The following is a 22,868-nucleotide window of genomic DNA, read 5'->3' as shown; positions in this document are numbered from 1 at the left end:
AACCTAAAAGCTCAGTTGCACGCAATATGCGTCATCGGGTCTAGTTTGCCCGATAATCAATTGTCTCTCCGGCGGCGGGCGGCCGCGACAAAATCGCGGAACAGCGGGTGCGGCCGGTTCGGACGCGACAGGAACTCGGGGTGGAACTGTGTCGCTACAAACCAGGGATGTCCGGCAAGCTCAATGATCTCCACCAACTGCTTGTCCGGATTGATCCCGGAAAAGACCATTCCGGCCCGGTCTAAGTCTTCCAGATAGGCGTTGTTGAACTCGTACCGGTGACGATGCCGCTCCTGGACCTCTTCGCGGCCGTAGGCCCGGTGCGCCACCGAATCCGGTTTCAACCGGCAGGCGTAGGCGCCCAGCCGCATCGTGCCGCCCAGGTCCCGCACCTGCAACTGCTCCGGAAGCAAGTCGATCACCGGGTGGGCAGTGCCCGGGTCGAACTCGGAACTGTTGGCGTCCGGCCAGCCCAGCATCCCGCGGGCGAATTCAACGACGGCCAATTGCATTCCCAGGCAGATACCCAAAAAAGGCAGACGGCGTTCCCGCGCGTGGCGGATGGCCCGGATTTTGCCCTCGATGCCCCGGTCCCCGAAACCACCCGGGACCAGGATACCGTCGGCCCCGTCCAGTATCTCCTCCACGGGACCGTGTTCCAGGCTTTCCGCGTCAATCATGTGGATGTTCACGTCCGTGGCGTTGGCGATGCCGCCGTGCCGCAGGGCCTCAATCACGCTCTTGTATGCGTCCGGAAGGGAAACGTACTTGCCGACCAGGGCGATCGCCACCCGGGCTTCAGGGTTGCGCCAACGTTCAATCATCGCCTCCCAACCGGTCAGATCGGGCGGTCCGCATTCCAACTCCAGCCTCTCCACCACGAAGTCTCCCAGGCCTTCCTTTTCGAGCATCACCGGGACCTCGTAGATGAACGGCACGTCCAGGGCCTGAACCACCGCCCGCTCCTCGGTGTCGCAAAAAAGCGCCAATTTCTGCTTCAAGCCGGGCGGGAACGGCTTTTCAGTCCGGCAGACCAGCACGTCAGGCTGGATGCCGATGCCGCGCAACTCCTTGACGCTGTGCTGGGTAGGCTTCGTCTTCAGCTCGTCGGCCGCCCGCAGGTAAGGCACCAGGGTGACGTGTACGTACAGGGTGTTTTGGCGTCCAAGGTCGCTTTTCAGCTGACGGATAGCCTCGAGAAAGGGCTGGGATTCGATGTCGCCGACGGTGCCCCCGATTTCGACGATTACGACGTCGGCCCCCGTGGCTTGACCCACCTGCAACACGCGCTCCTTAATCTCGTTGGTGATGTGGGGGATCACCTGAACGGTCCCGCCCAGGTAGTCTCCCCTACGTTCCTTGCGGATGACCGACGAGTAGATGCCCCCGGTGGTCACGTTGCTCAACTTGGAAAGGCTGTGGTCGATGAAACGTTCGTAATGGCCGAGGTCGAGGTCGGTTTCCGCCCCGTCGTCGGTGACGAACACCTCGCCGTGCTGAAAAGGGCTCATCGTACCAGGGTCCACGTTTAGGTACGGGTCGAGTTTCTGCACGGTCACCTCCAGGCCGCGGCTTTTCAGCAACCGCCCGAGAGAGGCGGCCGTGATGCCCTTGCCCAGCGAAGAAACCACGCCTCCGGTTACGAAGATATACTTGCCGGCCATGTGCTCCTCCCGCCTGTTTCAGAATTCTATATTCTTGCCCCTCCAGCTACATCCTTTCGGGCGCGGATACGCCCAGCAGCGCCAATGCGCTCTTTAGTACCACGCGGGTGCAGTGCACCAGCATCAAGCGGGCTTCTTCAAGTTTCTCCCCGGCGCCCAGGACCCGGTGGGCATTGTAAAAATGATGGAACAGCCCGGCGACGTCGTGCACGTAGTGGGCGATGCGGTGCGGGGCCAGGTCGTGGGCCGCCAGGGCCGCTTCATCCGGGAAGTCGGCCAGCCGCCTGATGAGAGCCCGTTCCGCCTCCTCTTCAAGGAGGGTGACGTCGGGAATACCCTGGTAGCCCGGCACCGTCCCTCCCCGCTCCTCCAACTGCCGGAAGATGCTCGAAATACGGGCGTGCGCGTACTGAATATAGTAAACCGGGTTCTCGTTGGTCCGGCTCTTGGCGAGGTCAAGGTCAAAGTCGAGGTGGCTGTCGGCCCCCCGGGTTACAAAGAAATACCGGGCCGCGTCCCGGCCGACCTCCTCGAGGAGTTCATCCAGGGTGACATATTGGCCGGTGCGCTTGGACATGCGGACCATTTCGCCGCCGCGGTAGAGGCGCACCAACTGCATGATCACCACGTCCAGGGCGTCGGGGTCGTAGCCCAAGGCGGCCAGCGCGCCCTTCATTCGGGGCACGTGCCCGTGGTGGTCGGCCCCCCACACGTTGATCACCCAGTCAAATCCCCGGTCGTACTTGTCCTTATGGTAGGCGATGTCGGCGGCAAAATAAGTGGGCACACCGCTCTGGCGCACCAGCACCTCGTCCTTGTCCCCCCCGAAAGCACCGGCCTTGAACCACAGGGCCCCGTCCCTTTCGTACAGGTGACCCCGGGCCTTTAAAAGCTCCAGAGTCTCTCTCACCGCCCCCCGGACGTAAAGAGACCGCTCCGAGAACCAGACGTCGTAGCGCACGCCGAAGTCATCCAGGGTGGCCCGCATTGCGGCCAGCTTCTCCTCCAGGGCGAACCGCAAGAGGGCCTCCCGCCGCTCGTCCGGAGCGTGAGCAGCGAAGCGGTCGCCGTGTTCGGCCACAAACCGGCCGGCGGTTTCGACCAGGTCCTCCCCGTGATAACCATCCTCGGGCACGGGCCAATCCCGGCCCAGGGCCTGGAAGTAGCGGGCCTCCATCGACAGGGCCAGGTTCTCGACCTGGTGCCCGGTATCGTTGACATAGAACTCACGTGAGACGTCGAAGCCCATAAACGATAAAAGGGCGGCGATGCCGTCCCCCAGCGCCGCCCCCCTGGCGTTGCCCATGTGCAAAAGTCCGGTGGGATTGGCGCTCACGAATTCCACCTGGACTTTGCGCCCTCCCCCGAGGTTTCTTCGGCCGTAACGGTCTCCCCACGCGGCAATCTCGGGCAGGACGCCGTGCAGCCAGTCCGGGTCAAGTCTGAAGTTGATGAAACCCGGCCCGGCGATGGTCACTTCTTTCACCGAGAGCTCCGGCAGCGAGAGGTGGGAGACCAGGACCTCCGCGATCTGACGCGGGGAGCGGCGGGCCGCCTTGGTGAGCAGCAGAGCCAGATTGGTGGCAAAATCCCCGTGGTCTTTATCCCGGGGCACCTCCACCGTGAATGGCGGAATCACCGTACCGGAGTCAAGGCCGAGGCCGGGCCGGGCAGCCTCAAAGGCGCCGCGCAACGCCCGCTCGATACCCGCCCGCAGTCCGGCCAACAAATAGCTCATAAAAACCTCCCGGCCGTGAGCGCTGGGACTGGAGACTGACACCAGGAACCTAGATTAGATTAATATCTCCAGAGACGCATGTCAAGTAAGCCTGATGCTTCCAGGACGTCTTTTAGCGGAAATCCTCCTGCGTCCGCTTGAGAGGTGGGAGGTGGGATGTGGGATGTGGGAGGCGCACCTCCAACCTCTCACCTCACACCTCTCATCATGGCCACTTGGTTGGATTTTCTCACCTCCAACCTCTCACCTCACACCTCTCATCGCGGTACCGGCTCACGAACCGGTGCATCCGTTTGAAGGCCTCCGTGAGGTTCTCCACCGAGGCGGCGTACGAACAGCGGATAAACCCCTCGCCGCAGTCGCCGAACGCGTTGCCGGGCACCACGGCCACTTGCTCCTCCCGGATCAGGCGCTCGGTGAACTCCTCGGACGAAAGCCCGGTGCAGCGGATATCCGGAAAGGCGTAGAAGGCGCCCCCGGGGTTGAAGCAAGGCAGGCCCATGTCGTTGAAGGCTTTGACCACCAGTCGGCGCCGGTAAGAGAATTCGCGGACCATCCGCCGCATTTCGTCCTGCCCGTGCCGCAGGGCCTCGAGCGCCGCCATCTGGCTCATCACCGGCGCGCAGAGCATGGTGTACTGGTGTATTTTGGTCATGGCCCCGATGAAGTCGGAATTCCCCAAGGCGTAGCCGACGCGCCACCCGGTCATGGCAAAAGCCTTGGAAAAACCCTGAAGCAAGATCGTGCGGTCGCGCATTCCCGGCAGGCCGGCAAAGCAGACGTGTTCGCCGTCATAGGTCAGCTGCGCGTAGATCTCGTCGGCAATCACCACCAGGTCGCGGGCCGCGCAAAGCTCGGCCACGGCCTCGAGTTCCGGTCGCGGCATAACCGCGCCCGTGGGGTTGTTGGGGAAGCAGAGCAACAGCGCCTTGGTCCGGGGCGTGACCGCCCGTTCCAGGTCCAGCGCCCGGACCCGGAAACCCCGGTCCGCGGTCGAGGGCACGGGTACCGGCACGCCGGCGGCCAACTCGGTGCAGGGCTGATAGGAAACGTAACACGGTTCGGGCACCAAAACCTCGTCCCCGGGGGCGACCACCGCGCGCAGCGCCAGGTCCAGCGCCTCACTCACCCCGACGGTGACCAGCACCTCGTCTTCCGGACGGTAGTTCAGGCCCAGGTAGCCGGCGGTGTAGCGGGCGATTTCCCGCCGCAACGCCGGCATTCCGCTGTTGGCGGTGTAAGTGGTGTAACCCTGCTCCAGGGCGAACATGCATGCCTCCCGCACGTGCCAGGGCGTGACGAAATCCGGTTCGCCGACGCCGAGCGAAATGATCCCCTTCGTCTCGGCCGCCAGGTCGAAGAACCGGCGGATGCCGGAAGGCTTGATCCTCCGGACGGTCGGGTTTAGTTTGCCGGCCCACACACCATCAGTCACGGCGACACCACCAACCTCCGGTCGTCTTCCCCGTCACCCAGCAAAACCCCTTCTTCCTTGAAGGTTTGGAGCACAAAGTGGGTGGTGGTGCCGGTCACGCCGTCGAGGGGAGCCAACTTGGTGGCCACGAAGTTGGCCACGTCTTTCATCGTCCGCCCTTCCACGAAGACGGCCAGATCATAGGCGCCGGACATCAGGTAGAGGTTCTTCACTTCCTGGTGACGGCCCACCCGTTTGGCGATGGCTTCAAAGCCAACGTCCCGCTGGGGCGTGACCCGGACCTCGATCAGCGCCAACACCCGTTCCTTGCCGACCCGGTCCCAGTTAACCATGGTCCGGTAGCTCAGGATGGTGTGGTTCGCTTCGAGGTCAGCAATGATCCGCTGCACCTCGGCCGCCGGAAGGTCAACCATCGCGGCGATCTGGTCAGCTCCCAGGCGGCAGTTGTTCGCTAGAAGCTCCAGGATTTCAATGGTTTTGTCCACCCGCTCTCTCCTCCTCAAAAAAATAGAATCTTGGACGATAAAGGTAAAGGCGCTCTCCCCCCTATTTAAGGACGAGAGCGCCGATCTCGCGGTACCACCCTAATTGGCCGGTGCGCAACCGGCCCACTCTTCCCGTTAACGGCGGGACCCGGGAGTGCTTCCGCGGGCTTATCGGCCCGCCTCACATCCAGCTCCGGGACGGCACAGGCGCCCTCCCCACCGGGCTCACACCGGCCCCGGCTCGCTGTGGGGGAGAAAAAACGCCCTTATTCCCTTCGTGGCCTTTGATCCATATATATGCTTAAAAACCTAGCACCTGTGCCCGGTTTTGTCAAGGGCCGCGCCGCGGCCGGAGGCATTGCCCGGCTCACTAGCGTACCCGGTGTACTACTACTGCAAAGCGGAGCTCGCTATCGAAGGTAACCTCACGATATTGCGTAATACCGTGGCCTCTCAGAAAATTCTGCAGTTCTCCATGTAATTGGTCTGCTGTACCACGAGCTACGACTGTAGGGATAATCTGGTGAACAGAAATTTCTGGAATATGAGCCTTCAGCCATTTGATATATCTATTAAGTTGGGTAGCTGTTTCCTGACCAGCAATGCCCGACTTGATTTCCAGAAGGTGTACAAAGTTATTGTATTCGTTTTGTGAGAACACAAGAATATCGATACACTGTTTCCCTGCCCCACAATAGACTTCGTTTCCAATCCAAGTGATTTGTACATTGGGGAAAAGTAGCCTCGTAAGTTCCCGATTTCTTCCGATCTCCTGCATTAAATACGCCTGCATATGGAGTTCACAGGCCCGACCAATTTGCATGAGTTGCCTGAGCCTTAGGTCTATTCGGTCAAAAACGTCGGTTACTCCGCCATACGCCGTCCGGGCATCAGAGGGACACAGACTAATCGTATCAGCACAAAACCCTATCCTTTCAAAGTGTAAAGTCTGCCCCGAGTTACGCAAGTCCAGCATTGCCTTGATCTTGTCCGCCTCGTGAGGCAGCAACGGGGTACAACCTCGTCCACCCTCCATTTTGCGATAGATAACCGTCCACGGAATATCGTGGGTGGACTTGAAGTCCGTCATTTCATCCATCAGTTGCCATTCAGTCAGGCCTTCTGTGTAGACCATGTTAGGTTCTATGAGAAGCCTGTACGGCAATGGCATACCTAGCTCACCTAATAGATGGGTACCCCCGGACTCAAAAAAAGGATGAGGACTAATGACTCGAAAGGTCCCGAAGAACCTGCCCCCTTCTCTTCCAACATCTTGGGAGGGTTTCTCTAGATAGAAGAGCACTTCGTCTCCTCTGTGTACACGGCAAATGTCTGCATACATTGATGCTTGAGATCTTTCAGCAGTTGGGTGTAACTCTCCAGCATTATTCCAAGCTCGACTATTGTCCTTTCTGAGCCCGAGAAATCCGTGTTCCAAATGCACCGGCAAAGTATTCTGTGACACGATAAATAGGTGCATTCTGGTAACCAGAACGCCACCCCCCTCCTCTTTGCTTATTTTTGGAACACCTGAACGTATTCATGCTTGAATACATAAAACCCTCCCGTCAGTGCCCGATAGCGCCATAGTTCCTTCTGGTTACGCTTGCCCTTAGTTTCTTCAAAGTTCTTTACTACGATCCCCTTCAGTAGCAACCCACGGGCAATGGCCTCTTGCATGCAGTGGAAGCCCAGAGGTATACACTTGCCTTGGTGATATTTGTCACCGATGACTATCCCGACATATCCCCCTTTCTTGACAAGGGGTAAAGTATTGTCTAGAACCTGACCAAACATCTCCAGAAACTCGTCAGTAGTCTGGGCGTTAGAAAGATCACGCCTGTCAGAGGTGAACTTGATAATGTCATGATATGGGGGGTGCAGGATGAGAAGATCAACAATGTTAAACCCCATTTCCTGGACGAGAGTTAACAGGTCGTGGTCTCTGCTATCACCAGCCCGTATTGTTGTGTTAACTAAGTATGGATTTGCTTGGGCTTCTATCCTTTCACGTGCCTTTGTCAGCGTTTCGCTGTTAATATCTAGACCTATTCCGTGTCGTCCTAGTCTCCGACACTCAATAAGTGTCGTCCCGCTGCCAACAAACGGGTCAAGCACTAGGTCGCCTCTCTTTGTGTAACGAAGCATTAATTGGTGGGGTATTTGTGGAATAAAATTGCCCCAATACCAGGCTAAGTGTGTGCCTGAGCCATCTCTCCTATCTATGTTCCAAAGACTATCAGTAAAAACCTCATCATATTCTTTCCACCGGTTAAGATTGATGTCATTGACACCGTTAGTCTTAACCACTGACAACCCCCGCCTAAGTCGTTTTGTATAGTAGCTCGCTCGATCAAAAGAACGTGCTTCAATAATCTGATCTAGCTCGTCTAGAAGGGCTTCTCGCCTAACGACCATTCCGTTACCATTGTCGCTCTGAAGCTCGCCAGCCTCTATTGAAGCCCTTAGTGCCTTCACTCTGTCCTTAAGGCTGTCCAGACTAGCTTCTTGAAGTACTACTTCCACATAGCGTAGTGCCGTATCACGATCAATTGAAACATAGTGCTTTGCAGTACCAATAGTCGTGCCGTTGTATCTGAACAAACTTGACCGCCCCATAACCATCCTCCTCTCCACCACAAAAATTATTAATGTCCTGATGCCCTGTTATCTTCGCTGTCCCTTAAAGGTTCGGGATCCTCCAGCGTCGGGTCTTCTAGTCGCACAGCCCACACGAGTTGCCCGTTCGTTAACAAACTAACGACGAATGACGAATCACTTGACAGATAAACGTCCTTTCCATCAGTCACTAGGGAGAACTCCGTCAGGTTTCTTGCGGGAAAGTTCTCCCTCAGGCATTCCAGGCTTAACCGTAGCCTTCGAGGTGACAGTCCTAAGTCCAGCAATCTACGGGCAACTCTTAGCTGAACTATGTCAGTGAAGGAGTACTGACGCACTGTACCCCGTCCGAACGCGGGAATACAAGGTTTAAACAACCCCGTTCGATCCCAATGATCCAACTGCCTCTTGGTCAATCCTGCCAGTCGAGCGGCTTCCGCCGTACCGAAGATGCTTTTGACTCTTGACATATAGTCACCCATATTATGTAAATAACTACACCCCTGTATTTAAAATTTTCTCCCCTTAGATTCACTTCTCCTGCCATGTTTCCCCTGATTTAGAGAAGAATTATGTCAAAACTCTGTTTAGAAATATCAAAGGGAACGTGAAAGGTTTCATATGGTCAGGGTTCCGTCCTCGGTTTCCACCACCTGGAGAATCTTCTCCCGTCGTCCATCCTCGGCGTTGACGTACACCAAGTATTGGTTTCCGACCCGCTCACCCCTAAGTTCCCAGGCCAGGGCCTCTCCTCCGCCGGTGGTGGGAATGAGCACCAGGCGGGCCGACCGGACCGCGAAATCCGGGTTGAGACCCCGGCGAGCGGCGGCGGCGCTTATGGCGGGGGCCGGCAATTCCCGGGGTTGGTGGTACATCACGTAGTCTATGGCGTTTAAGCCGCTGACACGCCCCTCGTCCAGGGCCACCGTCACTTTAATCATGTCCGTGTACAGGAGGACGCCCTCCTGCCGCGGCGCAAAGGTAAACAGCACCGTGCCCCGGCCCTGCTGCTCCGAGGACACCGCCTCCATATCCGGCCGCCCCAGCCGATTCAAGTACGCTTGCGCCCTGCGCCGGGCCTCGGCCACAGACACCGTAGGCGTGCCGGGGGTTCTGGTGTCCAGCATCCAGACTACTTCCCCGCCCCGCCGGGCCACGTCGACCAGAAACCGGTCGCCGTTACGGCCGTTACGTTCCGTGACTTCCACCCGGTAAGACGGGATCCGGCCTTTGGTCGTCCCAGTCACCCGCGCCGCGAGTTGCGTGCGCGGCCGGTCAACCACGGCCAGCGCCCGTTCCCGGGCCTCCGTCTCACTAGTGGGCGCACCGGTGGCGGCCCGCGGCACCCGGCGGTCCATATGCTCGGAAAAGGCCCCGTCATAGACCAGCGTCGGAAATTGTTCCATCTCCCGGTTTACCGTTTCCAATTCGTTGTTCGCCGGGTCCGGCGGGGCCGGTCGAAGGGCACCTCGGTGCGCACGCAACTCCGGAGCTATTTCCCAGTAGCGGGCGCCGTCCGCCTCCACGCGGCGCTGCACCGCCTGAAGCTGGGTGTTCAGGATACCAGCCTGCCGGTGCAACTCCTCAAGCGTGTTCCATTGGTCCGGAGACGGAGGTCGGCCGGCAGCCGTTTGCCGCATCAGCAGGTTCGTGAACTCGCCCACCTGGTTCAGAAACTGGCTGGTCCGGCCGATGACCGCCGGCTGTACCGGGAGCCGGCTTAGATCCCGCTGGGCCAGCACGGCCTCCTGCCAGGTCTCCCCCAGCAGGCCGGCATCCTGGGGACCGCCGTCACCGACCAGGGCCTTGCCGAGGAGCACCTCCAGACTACGCACGTTCAGCACCGTGTCAAAAAAGGATCGCTGGTACTCGGCATTCAGCAGATTTTCGAAGTGGCGCCGCGCGCTCCACTGTTCAAAGGCCCAGGCGGAAATCACCGCCAAGACCGCCAGGGACACGAGCGCAACCAGTATGGGGCGTTTCATATACTCGCCTCCAGGTTTATTTCACCCGGCCGGAGGTGTCTTAACGGCCGAAAACATGCCGGCCGATTCTGGTGATGATCGTGCGGGTCCAGATCCAGGGACTGGTCGACTTGGCCGGATTCCAGAAATAAAGGGCTCCGTGGCTGGGATCCCACCCAGCCAGGGCGTGCCGGGCCGCCCGGTAGGATTCCTGTTCGACCGGCAGCCAGATCCGCCCGTTGGCCACCGGCTGAAAGGCCCGCGGTTGGAAGATCACCCCGGGAATGGTCTTGGGGAAGGAGGCATGCCGCACCCGGTTGAGAACCACCGCTCCTACGGCCACCTTGCCGACGTAGGGCTCGTTGGCGGCTTCGGCCTGAATTATGCGCGCCAGCAACTGGACGGCATCTTGTCCGCCCACCCTCCCAGCCACTGGAATAGCCTCGTCGACTTCGAAAGGCGCCGGCGTATACTCCTGGAGGGCAGGCGCGCCCGGCAGATCGAGCCATTCAATCGCGGGCGGGTACTGGTACCACCTTCCGGTGAGCCAGGCCACCAGCAGTCCCACCAGCGCGACCGTCAAGACGACCGCTACGAAGAACGCGCTCTCACGGCGTATGCGTAGGCGACTCACGTGACTAATCCTCCGTTGGTTTATTTCGGTTATTGTGCACGGTTACGGTCAAAAAAATTACAGAAGGGTACGGGCTTCGGTAACGGCCGACGGGTAGGCGTGACTGGAGCACGCGCTGAAAGACCCAACAGACAACCATGCCGCTCTAGCGGCACCACCGGAAGGATGAAAATAACCCCTCACCCTGACCCTCTCCCAGAGGGAGAGGGTCAGGGTAGGGTTTGGCGGGTGTACCCGGGAGATAAGTGGCGGGAGCCGATTGACCGGCAGGCAGTCCGCATCTCACTTCTAACCTCTCACTTCTCACCTCTCAAATGCCCCGTGCGCAGCCGGTTGGACAAAAGATGCGCCCGGCGGACCGGTTCCGGCAGGCGGTAACCGCGGCAGCAAGCGAACGCCAGCTCACAGGCGGTATTTAGATCGATAAGATGCCCGGGGGAGATGAACACCGGCTTCATCGCGCGCCTGGTCCTGAGGACGGCGCCGACGACGCGTCCCCGGTAGACCAGGGGCGAGTTGGCCCCGGGTTCGGGCCCCGGGGGGTGGTACTCCCCCACCAGAACCGTCTTGGCCACACCTATGGTGGGCCGGTCCAGGAAAAGCCCAAGGTGACTCGCAATCCCCAGGCCCCGGGGATGAGCGGCACCCTGCCCGTCGCACAGCACCACGTCAGGAACACGGCGCAAGTGTTGCAGGGCCTCCAGCAGGACTGGGCCTTCCCGGAAAGACAGCAAGCCCGGCACATACGGAAAAGCAGTGGTGGAAGCGGCGGTCGCCGCCTCCACCAGGTCGAGTTCCGGAAAGGAGAGCACCACGGCGGCCGCGTAAACCCGGTCATCCCTACGGGCGGAAGACACATCAACGCCACAGACGTGCCTGACCAAAAGCCCCAACGGAAGCTGGAACCGGAGCAACCCGGCCAGTTCCCGCTGGAGTTCCCGCGCCCCGGCCGGCTCTAACGTCCAGGGGTGCAGGGGATGAATCTTCATTTCTTGCGCACTTCGGCGTGCAGCCAGTTCACGAAATCGGCGTCCCCGTCAACGGTGTTGATGGCCAGGATGGCTGGCACCTCGTAGGTATGGTTTTCCTTGGTCCAGAGAATCACCCGGTCCACCAGATCGCCGACGGTCTTGGCGATGATCAGGGTTTCTTCCGTTTCGTGCACCCGGTCGTCCCACCAGTAGGTGGACATAATCCGGGGGATGATGTTGGCGCACGCGGCCAGCCTGTTTTCCACCAGTCCCCTGGCGAGCCGCTCCGCCTCCTCGAAATTGGGAGCCGTAATGTAAACCAGAGTCGCGCTCACGGCTTCAAACCTCCTTGTTCTTCTGCACCCTGTAAGCAGCGGCCCGCAACACGAACCCCGGCGCCCATCCGGGTACGGACAAGGCGTGGATGTGGTTGTAGGCCGCCAGTACGTTCCGGTAAACGATTCCGTCCCGCTCGCCGTCAATGCCGTATCCTTTGCGCACCTTGAACGCCATGGCGACGGTCCCGGTGTCCAAGGCGTGCACCCGCGAGTGGTGGAACTCATGGCCCCTGATGGTGGTTCCGACCGGGAAGTAGGGATTGTCCCGCACGACATCCACAATCATGTACCCGTGCCCCCGGGGCCGCTCATCCAGGTCGACCTCAAAGGGCAGCGCCCCGGTCATGGCGTAGCTTTTCCCTTTCCAGGCCAGCCTCTTACCCAAGTACATCAACCCGCCGCATTCGGCGTAAACGGGCAACCCGGCCTCGACCCGCCTGCGGACGGCTTCCCGCATGCGCTCATTGGACTCCAGTTCGGCGGCAAACACTTCCGGGAAGCCGCCGCCTACATAAAGCCCATCCACCTCCGGGAGGGTGCCGTGCAGGGCATCAATGTAAACCAGACGGGCCCCGGCCCGTTCCAGGGCCTCCAGGTTTTCGGGGTAGTAAAAGCTGAAAGCCCGGTCCCGGACTACGGCGATCAGCGGCTCATCCCCGTTTGGCGCCGCGGCGGCCGGGAGCGGTGGCGGCACGGGGAGCGGCGGTGCCGCGCGGGCGATTTCCAGGATACGGTCGACGTCCAGAAAAGTCTGGGCGTCGGCGGACCAGGCGTGGACCGCACTTAAGAGCTTTTCGTCCTCGCCGGCGGGAATGAGACCCAGGTGCCGGTCAGGCACTTCATAGGACCGGTTCTTGGGCACGGCCCCCAGCACCGGCACGCGGCAATAGCGCTCGACGGACGCCGTCAGCAGGTCCCGGTGCCGCTGCCGGGCCACGTTGTTGAACACCACGCCGGCCAAGTGTACCCGCGGGTCGAGCATTTGGCAGCCGAGCACGACTGCGGCGGCGCTTCTGGTCATCCGCACCGCGTTCACCACCAGGATGACCGGCGCTTCCAGAAGGTGCGCGATCTCCGCGGTGCTGCCGCTTCCCTCCACGTCCACTCCGTCAAACAGGCCCATCGCCCCTTCAATCACGGCGATATCCGCCTCCGCCGTCGCCCGCATGAACGAACCAACCAGGGTCGGTTCGTCCATCAGAAAACGGTCCAGGTTGCGGCAACTTCGGCCGGCCACCCGCGTCAGCCAGCTCGGGTCGATGAAGTCGGGACCCTTTTTGAACGGCTGAACCGCCAACCCCCGCCCACGCAGGGCGGCGATCAACGCAGCGGTAACCGTTGTTTTTCCCGACCGGCCCTGCGGCGCGGCAATGACCACCCGCGGCCTTCCTTCCACCTGCACGTCAACACCCGCCTCAAAGACAGCTAAATCGGGACGGGAGGCCCGGCGACTGCCCCGGTGATTTGATACGCTCGACTCCGCCCTCATAGACACGCTTAACCCGGGGTGGGGTCCCCGGGTTAAGCTTTGGCAAAATAGCCGCTGATTACACGCAGCCGGTGGGCTTGGGCAGACCCGCACATTTGCAGGCGCCTTTCGCGGGGCCCGTGGGGAACAGCTCGTACATCTCCTTCAGGGGGATGCCGCTTTCCTTGCAGAGCTTGCGGATCATCGGGGCGATACCGGTCTTGGCGTAGTAATCTTTCAGGAACTCGATCACGTGCCAGTGCCGCTCGGTCAGCTCACCGATCCCCTCCGATTTGGCCACATAGTGCGCCCACCCCGGCCACCAGGCCGCGGGGTCGACCATGAAACCGTCCTCGTCGACTTCCACCTGTTTTCCGTCAACCTCGATAAACGGCATTTGTCCAAACACCTCCTTAAAAAATAAATTGAACTCCTTTTTAAAGTGCCGGTACCCGGGACCAAACGGCTTGTCAGTCGAATTATAACACGGCCGCCGCTAGTCGCGAAATACCAGCGCGTTGCCCACCAGGTCCACCAGCCCCACCACTTCCACGGGTAGCTTGTGTTCCTTAACCATGGGGTAGAGCTGGGCTTTACAGATGGAACACGGCGCGCACAGGGCCTCCGCATCGGTCGCCCGCACCTGTTCGGCCTTCTTGTTGGAGGCCAAGATCCGGTATTCGTACATCTTCTTATCGTCAAACAGGATTCCGGAACCGCCGCCGCAACAGAAGTTGGCCTCCCGGTTGGGCCTCATTTCCGTGAAGGCGCCCTTCGGCACCACCGCGTTCATGATCACGCGCATGTTGTCGCTGTGCCCGCAGGCCCGTGCGTAGTTGCACGGATCGTGCAGCGTAATCTTCCGCGCGTTGCGCTTTGGATCCAGCTCCAGCAGCCCGGCTTTGACGTAAGCCTCAATCTCGTCATGGATATGGGTCATCGGGACCCTTCTGGAAGCCGGCATGTCGGACATTGTCGGCACGTACATCTTGGTCGCCCGCCAGCCGTGGCCGCACTCGCCCCAGACGATCTTCTTGCAGCCCAGGCGGGTGGTTTCCTCCATCAGCCTGGTCACCATCTCCCGCATGATGCGGTTCTGGTCCATCAGGTAGCCGAAGTTACCGGCCTCGGTGATCCGGCTGGAGATGGTCCAGTTGGCGCCGACGTACTGGAGGAACATGGCCGCGCCCTTCAGCGTGTTGGCGTTCAACATGAAGTCCGCCGAGGACGGGACGTACAGGACGTCCGAATTGGGCTTGTCGACCGGGAACGTGACCTTGAGTCCTTCGTACTCCTCTTCGATCTCCTCGGACAGAAAGTCGAGCGTGTCGATCATCCCGGCCTGGGTCAGGCCCATATGGTTGCCGGTCTTTAAAATCGCGCCCGAGGTGGCGGTGTGGAGTTGCGGCCCGATGCCCAGCCAAAACAGGATCTGCCGCCCGATCATCGTCACCTCGGCGGTGTCGATGCCGAACGGGCAGACGTGCGCGCAGCGCCGGCACTCGGAACACTGGTAGTAGTAGCTGTACCACTTCTCAATAGTTTCCAGGTCCAGGTCCTGGGCGCCCACCAGACCGGGGAAGAGTTTCCCCTGCACGGTGAAGTGGCGCTTGTAGACTTTACGGATCAGGTCCGCCCGGCCGGCCGGGATGTTGTTCGGATCCCGCGTCCCCAGGTAGGTGTGGCAGTTCTCGGCACAGGCGCCGCACTTGACGCACGACTCCATGGCCATCACAAAGGAACGTACCTTGGTCCGGAACTCGTCAAGATGCCCGATTGCCGCCGCCGCTTTCTCGCCGTCTGGTACGGGCACGACCCCCAGTTTCAAAAACAGGTCTTCGGTAGCCCGCTTGGGCTGCCTCAACCCATTCGCTTCACTCATTTAAGGAACACCTCCTTTCTCAAACGCCTATTTGGGAAGCTGCACCCCGGCGCCCGGCAGACCGCGGGCCGGTTCATGGAACGGCCGGTTGACGATCCACCGCTCCCAGAAGAAGCCGAAAGAGTGCATCAGTTTGCTGAACGGGAAGATAATCATCAGGATCATTACCAGCGTGAACTTGGCTAGAAACAAAAGGCTGTCGGGCATCGGGTGCGGCTGGAAAAGGAAAAGTCCCGCGAGGTACTCCCGAACCGGGACGTAACCCACGTGGTACTCGGGGAAGATGCGCATGATATTGCCGAGCGTGGCGATGCCGATCAGCAGCAGCAGGTGCACATAATCACTCGCCGAGGAGATGACCCGGACCGGCTCGTTGACCAGGCGCCGCCCCAGCAGGTACAGCAGCGCCAGCAGGAAGACCAAACCCAGGACGGTACCGAACCAGAACGACATCCACAGGCTCAGCTCCGGAGTGATCAAGCCGGGCACCAGGATGTGGAACTGCAACCCCAGGGTGTAAAAAGCCTGAACATGCCCCGCCAGCATGAGAAACAGGGCGATGTGCATAAACCAGGCACCGAACCACAGCGGCCGGTCAAACTTTAAGAGGTTCCAGAAAGTGGCCAGTTGCCAAAGCATCCAAACGATGGCCGCCGACCAGCTCTTCGGCCACGGGGACAAGGTGATGTTATGCACGATCCGCGGGATCATCCAGCGCCAGATCCGCCAGGCCACGCCGCCCAGAAACACGGTGACCGCCACGTAAGGCAGAATCTGACCGATAAAAACGTTCACCTAGCAACACCTCCTTCTTTGGGAAATGGTCAAATGGTGAAACAAAGGGGTCTTTTACCCCCCTCAGACCATGTACGGTTACGAACTCCTTCCTTAAATTCACCCCCCGGTACCTGTCTGGACCGCCGCTACACCTCTTGCAGCGTCACCGCGCCGGTCGGGCAGATGGTGACACAGGTCTCGCAGCCCATACACTCGTCGTTTACCACCTGCGCCTTTCCATCGATAAGTTTGAGGGTTTCCGACGGACAGGACTCCGTGCATTCTCCGCAACCGTCGCAGACATCCCGGTCAACGGTCACCACGAACATGCTCCCTTACCCCCCCTTTGATATTAATTTTTTCATTTAGCCGACCGGCCGGTTTTTCGCCGGACATCCGGCCAGGGACAGCCATTTCCACACGCATGTATTCGTGACCGCCAACCATATTCCTGCTCATGAAGAACAACTTTTTTGCACAGTCTGACTTTTCAAACAACAATGCCTCCCCCTTTTCCACCGGCGCTTGAGGGGATTCCGGCTCCACCCGTCCCCAGACCTCCCGATGGCCTCCAAGCGCATAGTCCGACGTCGTTCGCAACAAGGCGCCGTGGCCGGTTGCGGATCGTCGTCAATTGACAAGCGCCCCGGACTGCTGATATTCTGAGTGCGGTGGCGCATTAACGCGTTTTAGCCGGTCCTTTTTTAAGGGAGGGGATATTGGTGCCTGTATTCGAGTTTCGCTGCCTGGAGTGCGGCCACCTTTTTGAGCAGCTCTTCCGCAATTCGGACGAAAAGGTGGAAATCGCCTGTCCCCAATGCCGTTCGGAATCGTTCGAGCGCGTGATCAGCAGCACCAATTACGTAATGGGTTCCGGTAAGCCGCAAAAACCAAAGATCACGACCAAGTCGTGCAGTTCGGGGAACACTTGTGCCACCCTGGAATTACCGGGACCGACCAGGTAAGGCCGTGGTCAACGTGAGCTTGGGCAAAGAACCGGTCAAAAAAGTGTCCTGCCCCTTTTGCGGGCTGGCCGTTGACCGGCCGCGCGAGTTGAAGACCCGCCGGCCCGGAGAGATGCCCGCGGGCGCTTGCGCCTGCGGCGCGGTGTACATATTTGACATTACGGGACACAACCTGGGGACGGCCTTTCTGGAAGCGCTGGTCCTGGCCTGTGACATGGATTGGGAGCTGGCCTCGGACCTGGCGTCCGGAGAGGACTACACGGACAAGATCCTTGAAAGATACGACGCCGAATCGCACTATATTGTGCCCGGGGGTGCCTACGAAGGGCGGAGGATCGCCGGCGCCCTGTACTTTGTACGCCTCCACCGGGACATCCGTGAAGTGACCGGTGAAGGAGCAGCAAGGAAACTGCTCCTGTCGGAGCCCGAACCGTTCGTTCGGGCCGCCGCCAAGGTTCCCGCCATCCGCAAAAGCCTGCTGACCAAAAAACAGGTTGAAGAGCTGATAGGTGAAAACCGCATCGGCCCGCTCCTGGAGGCCGCCGCCGCGCAGGACAAGAAGGTCCTGCGGCACCTGCAGCGTCTCCTGTGCTCAGGGGACCGGCTTTTCCGTTTCCGGGTGACCGAGACCCTGGGCCGGGTTTGCGCCGTGATCGCCGCGGAAGACCCGGCCCCGGTCGCCAACCTGCTCCACGAACTGGCCAACTCGTTTCAGTATTCCGCCGCGTCGAACTGGGGCGCCCTGGAGGCGATCGGTGAAATCATCGCCGGCGCGCCCAGAGTTTTTGGCGGCTACATCCCGGTTTTGTACCAGTTCTTGCAGGACGAAGGCCTTCGGCCGCAAGCCGTTAGGAGCATAGGTACCGTCGCCCGGGTCCGGCCGGATTTAATCCGCTGGACTATCCCGCGTCTTTTGTCTTTCCTTCAGGACCCCAACCCGGAGACCTGTGGTTGCACGGCGTGGGTGCTCGGCCGTTTGGCCGCCCCCGAAGCGAGACCCGGCCTGGCGGCAATCACCGGCCGGGATGAGACGGTTTGGTTCCACGAGGACGGAGCAATCGTGCCAAAGACGGTCGGCCGGCTGGCCGCGGAGGCCCTGGAAAATATGGAAGCCGGAAACCGGGATCCAATGCAGAATCCAGAATTCAGTATCCAGAATGAGAGAAAGCAGGCCGCCACACGGCCTCACACAACATGAAAATTCAGAAGCCGGAATTCAGAATCCAGAATGAGACAACCGTGGCCGCCGCGCGGCACCACATACAACACGTGAAAAAAGGGGCCTGGCCCCTTTTTCGCCAGTAGGAGAAACAAGCAGGCCGGGGCTTTTATGCGGTTCCAGCCCCGGTTCTCTGTCCCCTCCTTCTGACTCCTGACTCCTGAATTCTGAATTCTGGCTCCTGAATTCTGAATTCTATTCCCTAAAGCTTGATCAGCTCTTCCAGGGAAGATTTCAAGGTCTTGGACACGGACACCAACAAGTCCGCCCGCTCCAGGTCTGTCTCCCCGGTCCTGGCCAGAAGCTCCTTCGACAGTTGGTGCAGGCTCCGGTAGACGGCGTCAAGATCGAAGGCCGGATAGGACTGCCCCTCTTCGAACCCGGCTTGGCCGCAGACAAAAGCCCCGCCGCCGATCATCGTCGGGATGCCGTACACACGGCAGGTGATGGGCCTGAAGGGGTAGAGCACACATTCGTCCCGGTCGTCCAACAGCGGACAGCGGATTTTCTCCCGGGCCAGCGCGTAGGACTGCAAGTGCGGGTCGTCCTGCTCCTTGAGGCTTTTCTCCAGCGCCGCCAGCGCCTTGTCCGCCTTGTCCGCCCGCACAAGTACGGCCGCTTTCTCGTTCGGCCCCAGTTCCTCGAAAAGCTGCTTCAGATAGACGGACTCGATCAGGAACAGGCCAAAAATGGCGTGACAGCAATCCACGCAGTGCCTGGCGCAACGGATCCGCTCGCCGTGCTCGCGCTCCATTTTCTGAAACGCCGCGTCCGCACCCGCCACCAGCTGCTCGTATTCGCGGAACAATTCTTCCGGCATGGTGTTCTTCCTTTACTCTTGGCGATAGGTATCGAGTATCTTCACGAACTCCGGGTGCAGCGCGAAGCCCTGGCCCGCGGCGATATCGGCATGCTCGAGCGCCTTGGGGAAATTCCCCTTATGGTAATAGGCCACGGCCAGATTGTTGTGTCCCAGACCGAAGTCCGGAGCAAGGGCCACCAACCTTTCGCCGGCTTCGATCGCCTTGTCCGCGTCGCCCTGCTGCAGGTGGGCGTTGGCCAGGTTGTTCCAGGCCTGAACGATCTCCGGGTTGAGTGCCAGCGCTTTTTCCAGGGCCTCGATCGCCTCACCGGTCCGGGCCATTTGAAGATAAGCGAAGCCCAGGTTCGCGTAACCACGGGCGTAGCGCGGCTCCAGTTCCACGGCCTTCCGGTTGACTTCGGCCACCATTTCCACGTCGCCCTCTTTAAAGTGGATGTAACCGAGGTTGACGTAGGCTTCGAACATCCGGCTGCCCGTCTCGATCGCCTTCTCGAAGTGTTCCCGGGCCTCAGCAAGCCGGTTCTGCTGCATCATCGCCACCCCCAGGTTGTAGGCGGCGGTGGCGCACTCCTCGTGTTGTTTCAGGATCCGCTTTTGCTCGGCGATGAATTCTTCGGAACCTTGCGGTTCTCGCGGCATCCGCCTCACCTCCTTTACGCAACGGCAGGGAAAGAGGCCGCCCGCAGCTCCGGGGCAGCCTCTCTCTTCACCCTAGCTTCAAAAATGTCCGCCGGCCTTAACCCTCCGACCGGATACCAGCGCCTTTCAGCCCGTACAATGTGGTGCTGCCGGTGGAATAGTACTCCAGCACACCCTCATTGATCAGGGCCGAGCAGGCCTTTTTGACTTGCAGGGTTTTGGCGCTCGGAATCTTGTCCTTAACGGCCTTGTCGATTTCGTTGAAGTAAAACTTCGTCTTGGTCTTTCCGCTCTGCAAGTACTCCACGATCGCTTGCTTAAGGTCGTCCATTCGTTAGCATCTCCCTTAATCTGATGGTCCTATTCTTCTCCTTCGGCCGCCCTGGTAACCGCCCACGCCGCCTCGGTGTACTTGAACTGCGTGCTGGTGCGGTAGGTGTCGTACGCCAGCCGGTAATCGTCGATCAGGTGCTCCGTGAAGGGCAGGTTGCACTTCTCGAAGAACTTCTCCCAGCCGATCCGCTGGGCCCAGTCGCCGATGCGCTCGTACTTGCGGGCGTCGGCCGCGTACGCGTTCAGCACCTGTTTCGTCGCCTCCACCACTTCCGGGAACAGGGGGTGGTTGTTCGGCAGGTACGGGATAACGACCTTGGAGAACGTGGGCATACTGATCCGGTTGGACACCTTGCCGCCCGCCATCATGACCACGCAGTCGCCTTGGCCGTCCGCCAGCGGCAGCGCCGGACACATGGTGTAGCAGTTGCCGCAGAACATGCACCGTTCCACCTTGAGCTTGACCGTCTTCAGGCCGTCCTCGGTCTTGGCGGGGGAAATGGCCGCCGTCGGGCAGGAGGCGATGGCCAGCGGAATCTCGCAGATCTTGTGCAAGACTTCGTGGTCGATAGCCGGGGGCTTGCGGTGGTAGCCGAGAAGCGCGATGTCCGAGCAGTGTACGGCGCCGCACATGTTCAGGCAGCAGGCCATGGAAACCCGGACCTGGGCCGGCAGGTCCATCGAGGTGAAGTGCTCAAACAGTCCGTCCATGAGCGCCTTCACCATGGAGGAGGCGTCCACGGCCGCCGTGTGGCAGTGGATGAAGCCCTGGGTGTGGACGATGTTGGTCACGCCCGCACCCGTCCCGCCCACCGGGAATTTGAGGCTGCCGCCGATGGCGAAGGTGTGCTTGGCGAGTTCCGCCTTCAGGGCCTCGACCTTTTCCAGGCTGTCTACGATAAATTCGATATTGTTGCGGGTGGTGAAACGCACATAGCCGTCGGAGAACCGATCGGCGATGTCGCACAGCTCCCGCACAAAGTCGACGGTCATGAACCGCATGCCGCCGCACCGAACGGTGAACGCCTTGTCGCCGGTCTCGGACACGTGTACCAGCACGCCCGGCTCCAGGATTTCGTGGTAGGCCCACTTGCCGTAGTTGTTCTGAATTACGGGCGGGAAGAACTGCCAGTAGTGACGCGGGCCGATGTCCGTCACCCGGCCTTCCATGTGTTTGTCCGGGTTGAACCTGCCGAGTCTGTCTTTAGATAACGCCATCCTTCAAACCTCCTATCTTGCGTGTCTGGACCGGTAGTCGTTGATATCGCGCTCGAAGCCGCCCGGCACGTCTTCTTCCTTCCAGAAAATGTACGGGTTGGTCCGCGGCTCCTTCACCATCTGCGGCGCGGGCGGCAAGCCCATGATGTCGCAGAAACGCTGCAGGCCGACGCGCTGGATGGTTTCACCGAGACGCTCGCGATTCTTGCCCTCGTCCATCCACCACTCGAACATCTTGTTGATCATTTCCTTGACGTTGTCGTACGGGGGCTCCGCCTTCATGAAGGGGATCACCAGCACCGACATCTGCGCGCCTTCCAGGATCGGCGCCTTGGCGCCGAACAGCAAGCTGACGCCGGTCTCGACGCCGGGTCTGAGCGCCCGCGGCATGGTGTTGATGCAGTGCATGCACCGGGTGCAGTTCGGGTTGTCGATCACCAGTTCGCCGCCTTCCAGGGACATACAGCCGGTCGGGCAGCGGTCGATGACCTCCGCGTAGATGTCGAACTTGCCCCAGTCTTTGCCGGAGTGGCTGCCGCCGCCGGGCGGGAACTCGCCGTTGATGTAGCCCTGCACCGCGTCCTGGTCGATCCGGATGTCGTCACACCAGGTGCCGATGAAGGAGAGGTCCGCGCGGGCGATGGAGGCCACGCAACCGTTCGGGCAGCCGTCGAACTTGAACTTGAACTTGTACGGGAAGGCCGGCCGGTGCAGTTCGTCCTGGTAGTGCATGGTCATTTCGTAGCACATTTCCTGGGTGTCGTACAGGGCGTACTGGCAACGGGCCTTGCCCAGACAGCACTCCGGCGTGCGCAGGTTGGAGCCGGAGCCGCCGAGGTCCACGTCCAGGACCTGGGTAAGTTCCTGGAAGAGGGGCTCCAACTGCTCGGTGAAGGTGCCGAGGAGGATGATGTCGCCGGTGGAGCCGTGCAGGTTGAGCATGCCGCTGCCGCGGTACTCCCAGAGGTCGGCGAGGCCGCGCAGGAAAGCGGTGTTGTAGAACTTGCTGGGCACCTGGGCGACGCGAACGGTATGGAAGTGCGCCACGCCCGGATATTTCGCCGCCAGGTCGGAATAGCGGCCGATGACGCCGCCGCCGTAACCGATCACGCCGACGATGCCGCCGTGCTTCCAGTGCGTCTCACCATGTACAAAGGACAACTCCACCTGGCCGAGCAGGTCCTCAACCACGTCCGGGCTGATCAGGAGCTTGCCCTCTTCACCAAGCTTGCGCCGGCGAAGCGCATAGCGCTTGGCGTCCGCCACGAAGCTGGGCCACGGGCCGCTTTCCAGCTTTTCCAGCAACGGGATGTCGTGCTTTATCTTAAAATTCTTCTCTTCTTCCGCCGTGTAGTTCTTCAGTTCTTCGTCGGTGAAGAGGCGCACGTCATCATAGGTGTACGTTTTCTGTGGCCGTTTCGGCTCAAAAGCCATACTTAATACCTCCTTGATAAGTACTCGTCGAGAATGGTCCCAGGAAGCGCCAAAATCGGTTCGGTTGCACCCCCCTCCAGAACAACAATTCAACGCTTGCCACAACCGTGTGAACCTACTTATGGAAAGTCCCTTTTTGCCCGGCTTTTACTGCACTCAACTCCACAACGGGAGACCAGTGGCGCCCTTTCTAACGCCATCCGGGTGAATGCCGCATGGCGCTTTCTTCCGAAGCGCTTCACTGCCCCCCTTCGAACTGGAT

At 60.2% G+C, this 22,868-nt stretch carries 24 protein-coding genes; 2 read left to right on the top strand and 22 right to left on the bottom strand.

Translation table 11 applies throughout. From position 1 onward, the window contains the following. Nucleotides 1–56: 56 nt before the first annotated feature. The 17 genes from AB1402_01825 to AB1402_01745 all read right to left on the bottom strand — a co-directional run bounded on the left by AB1402_01825 (nt 57) and on the right by AB1402_01745 (nt 16,521). Complete coding sequence (locus tag AB1402_01825; protein ID MEW6540338.1) at nt 57–1,664, bottom strand: CTP synthase; 1,608 nt, start codon at nt 1,662–1,664, stop codon at nt 57–59. Nucleotides 1,665–1,710: 46 nt separating this feature from the next. Next, nucleotides 1,711–3,402 carry an arginine--tRNA ligase gene (argS, locus tag AB1402_01820; protein ID MEW6540337.1) on the bottom strand — a complete coding sequence of 564 codons (1,692 nt, stop codon included), beginning with the start codon at nt 3,400–3,402 and terminating at the stop codon, nt 1,711–1,713. A 229-nt stretch (nt 3,403–3,631) separates the two neighbouring features. Further along, on the bottom strand, nt 3,632–4,837 hold the full coding sequence (locus tag AB1402_01815; GenBank protein MEW6540336.1) for an aminotransferase class I/II-fold pyridoxal phosphate-dependent enzyme: 1,206 nt from the start codon (nt 4,835–4,837) through the stop codon (nt 3,632–3,634). Then, entirely contained in the window at nt 4,834–5,322 is a 489-nt protein-coding gene (locus AB1402_01810; protein ID MEW6540335.1) for an Lrp/AsnC family transcriptional regulator, read from the bottom strand. The genes AB1402_01815 and AB1402_01810 overlap by 4 nt, the downstream gene beginning before the upstream one ends. 370 nt (nt 5,323–5,692) lie before the next feature. Beyond that, the gene (locus AB1402_01805; GenBank protein ID MEW6540334.1) at nt 5,693–6,493 is read right to left on the bottom strand and encodes a hypothetical protein; all 801 of its coding nucleotides are present in this window, start codon (nt 6,491–6,493) and stop codon (nt 5,693–5,695) included. A gap of 344 nt (nt 6,494–6,837) precedes the next feature. After that, entirely contained in the window at nt 6,838–7,926 is a 1,089-nt protein-coding gene (locus tag AB1402_01800) for a DNA methyltransferase (protein ID MEW6540333.1), read from the bottom strand. 44 nt (nt 7,927–7,970) lie between these two features. Next, complete coding sequence (locus AB1402_01795; GenBank protein ID MEW6540332.1) at nt 7,971–8,411, bottom strand: MerR family transcriptional regulator; 441 nt, start codon at nt 8,409–8,411, stop codon at nt 7,971–7,973. 147 nt (nt 8,412–8,558) lie between these two features. Beyond that, complete coding sequence (gene ypeB, locus AB1402_01790) at nt 8,559–9,926, bottom strand: germination protein YpeB (protein ID MEW6540331.1); 1,368 nt, start codon at nt 9,924–9,926, stop codon at nt 8,559–8,561. Between the two features lie 40 nt (nt 9,927–9,966). Continuing rightward, nucleotides 9,967–10,539 (bottom strand): cell wall hydrolase, encoded by a 573-nt coding sequence (locus tag AB1402_01785; GenBank protein MEW6540330.1) that lies wholly within the window; start codon nt 10,537–10,539, stop codon nt 9,967–9,969. Nucleotides 10,540–10,835: 296 nt separating this feature from the next. Next, nucleotides 10,836–11,528, bottom strand: a complete 693-nt coding sequence (nfi, locus tag AB1402_01780; GenBank protein MEW6540329.1) for a deoxyribonuclease V — start codon at nt 11,526–11,528, stop codon at nt 10,836–10,838. Further along, complete coding sequence (cutA, locus tag AB1402_01775; GenBank protein ID MEW6540328.1) at nt 11,525–11,845, bottom strand: divalent-cation tolerance protein CutA; 321 nt, start codon at nt 11,843–11,845, stop codon at nt 11,525–11,527. Before cutA ends, nfi begins: the two co-directional genes overlap by 4 nt. A 4-nt stretch (nt 11,846–11,849) precedes the next feature. Continuing rightward, nucleotides 11,850–13,244, bottom strand: coding sequence for a cobyrinate a,c-diamide synthase (locus AB1402_01770; GenBank protein MEW6540327.1), 1,395 nt, complete (start codon nt 13,242–13,244; stop codon nt 11,850–11,852). Between the two features lie 151 nt (nt 13,245–13,395). Beyond that, nucleotides 13,396–13,713, bottom strand: a complete 318-nt coding sequence (locus AB1402_01765) for a TusE/DsrC/DsvC family sulfur relay protein (GenBank protein MEW6540326.1) — start codon at nt 13,711–13,713, stop codon at nt 13,396–13,398. 99 nt (nt 13,714–13,812) lie between these two features. Continuing rightward, nucleotides 13,813–15,198: a (Fe-S)-binding protein gene (locus AB1402_01760; GenBank protein ID MEW6540325.1), complete on the bottom strand. Its 1,386-nt coding sequence runs from the start codon at nt 15,196–15,198 to the stop codon at nt 13,813–13,815. 27 nt (nt 15,199–15,225) lie between these two features. Continuing rightward, complete coding sequence (locus tag AB1402_01755; GenBank protein MEW6540324.1) at nt 15,226–15,993, bottom strand: respiratory nitrate reductase subunit gamma; 768 nt, start codon at nt 15,991–15,993, stop codon at nt 15,226–15,228. A gap of 128 nt (nt 15,994–16,121) precedes the next feature. After that, a complete protein-coding gene (locus AB1402_01750; protein ID MEW6540323.1) occupies nt 16,122–16,304 on the bottom strand; it encodes a 4Fe-4S binding protein in 183 nt (60 codons plus the stop codon). After that, nucleotides 16,285–16,521, bottom strand: a complete 237-nt coding sequence (locus tag AB1402_01745) for a hypothetical protein (GenBank protein ID MEW6540322.1) — start codon at nt 16,519–16,521, stop codon at nt 16,285–16,287. Before AB1402_01745 ends, AB1402_01750 begins: the two co-directional genes overlap by 20 nt. Nucleotides 16,522–16,697: 176 nt before the next feature. On the opposite strand from AB1402_01745, the gene AB1402_01740 reads away from it, so the two are divergent. Next, nucleotides 16,698–16,940, top strand: a complete 243-nt coding sequence (locus AB1402_01740) for a zinc ribbon domain-containing protein (GenBank protein ID MEW6540321.1) — start codon at nt 16,698–16,700, stop codon at nt 16,938–16,940. Continuing rightward, nucleotides 16,906–18,138, top strand: a complete 1,233-nt coding sequence (locus AB1402_01735; GenBank protein ID MEW6540320.1) for a DVU0298 family protein — start codon at nt 16,906–16,908, stop codon at nt 18,136–18,138. Before AB1402_01740 ends, AB1402_01735 begins: the two co-directional genes overlap by 35 nt. Nucleotides 18,139–18,361: 223 nt before the next feature. Here AB1402_01735 and AB1402_01730 read toward each other — a convergent pair whose 3' ends face one another. From AB1402_01730 to dsrA, 5 genes are all read right to left on the bottom strand, one after another. Continuing rightward, on the bottom strand, nt 18,362–18,979 hold the full coding sequence (locus AB1402_01730) for a YkgJ family cysteine cluster protein (GenBank protein MEW6540319.1): 618 nt from the start codon (nt 18,977–18,979) through the stop codon (nt 18,362–18,364). A gap of 12 nt (nt 18,980–18,991) precedes the next feature. Further along, nucleotides 18,992–19,621, bottom strand: a complete 630-nt coding sequence (locus AB1402_01725) for a tetratricopeptide repeat protein (GenBank protein MEW6540318.1) — start codon at nt 19,619–19,621, stop codon at nt 18,992–18,994. Between the two features lie 97 nt (nt 19,622–19,718). Beyond that, entirely contained in the window at nt 19,719–19,952 is a 234-nt protein-coding gene (locus AB1402_01720; GenBank protein ID MEW6540317.1) for a dissimilatory sulfite reductase D family protein, read from the bottom strand. Nucleotides 19,953–19,981: 29 nt separating this feature from the next. Further along, entirely contained in the window at nt 19,982–21,172 is a 1,191-nt protein-coding gene (dsrB, locus tag AB1402_01715; protein MEW6540316.1) for a dissimilatory-type sulfite reductase subunit beta, read from the bottom strand. Nucleotides 21,173–21,184: 12 nt separating this feature from the next. Then, nucleotides 21,185–22,606, bottom strand: coding sequence for a dissimilatory-type sulfite reductase subunit alpha (dsrA, locus tag AB1402_01710; GenBank protein ID MEW6540315.1), 1,422 nt, complete (start codon nt 22,604–22,606; stop codon nt 21,185–21,187). Between the last annotated feature and the right edge of the window lie 262 nt (nt 22,607–22,868).

The organism is Bacillota bacterium (assembly GCA_040757205.1).
Classification (GTDB): Bacteria; Bacillota; Desulfotomaculia; order Desulfotomaculales; family Desulforudaceae; genus Desulforudis.
Note: the sequence above shows the minus strand (reverse complement) of the source record. Positions and strands in the feature narration are given on the sequence as shown.

Coding starts and splice junctions, on each gene's coding strand:
- AB1402_01825 (MEW6540338.1), bottom strand. CDS start 1,664: ATGGCCGGCAAGTATATCTTCGTAACCGGAGGCGTGGTTTCTTCGCTG.
- argS (MEW6540337.1), bottom strand. CDS start 3,402: ATGAGCTATTTGTTGGCCGGACTGCGGGCGGGTATCGAGCGGGCGTTG.
- AB1402_01805 (MEW6540334.1), bottom strand. CDS start 6,493: ATGCCATTGCCGTACAGGCTTCTCATAGAACCTAACATGGTCTACACA.
- AB1402_01795 (MEW6540332.1), bottom strand. CDS start 8,411: ATGTCAAGAGTCAAAAGCATCTTCGGTACGGCGGAAGCCGCTCGACTG.
- ypeB (MEW6540331.1), bottom strand. CDS start 9,926: ATGAAACGCCCCATACTGGTTGCGCTCGTGTCCCTGGCGGTCTTGGCG.
- nfi (MEW6540329.1), bottom strand. CDS start 11,528: ATGAAGATTCATCCCCTGCACCCCTGGACGTTAGAGCCGGCCGGGGCG.
- AB1402_01765 (MEW6540326.1), bottom strand. CDS start 13,713: ATGCCGTTTATCGAGGTTGACGGAAAACAGGTGGAAGTCGACGAGGAC.
- AB1402_01760 (MEW6540325.1), bottom strand. CDS start 15,198: ATGAGTGAAGCGAATGGGTTGAGGCAGCCCAAGCGGGCTACCGAAGAC.
- AB1402_01750 (MEW6540323.1), bottom strand. CDS start 16,304: ATGTTCGTGGTGACCGTTGACCGGGATGTCTGCGACGGTTGCGGAGAA.
- AB1402_01730 (MEW6540319.1), bottom strand. CDS start 18,979: ATGCCGGAAGAATTGTTCCGCGAATACGAGCAGCTGGTGGCGGGTGCG.
- AB1402_01725 (MEW6540318.1), bottom strand. CDS start 19,621: ATGCCGCGAGAACCGCAAGGTTCCGAAGAATTCATCGCCGAGCAAAAG.
- AB1402_01720 (MEW6540317.1), bottom strand. CDS start 19,952: ATGGACGACCTTAAGCAAGCGATCGTGGAGTACTTGCAGAGCGGAAAG.
- dsrB (MEW6540316.1), bottom strand. CDS start 21,172: ATGGCGTTATCTAAAGACAGACTCGGCAGGTTCAACCCGGACAAACAC.
- dsrA (MEW6540315.1), bottom strand. CDS start 22,606: ATGGCTTTTGAGCCGAAACGGCCACAGAAAACGTACACCTATGATGAC.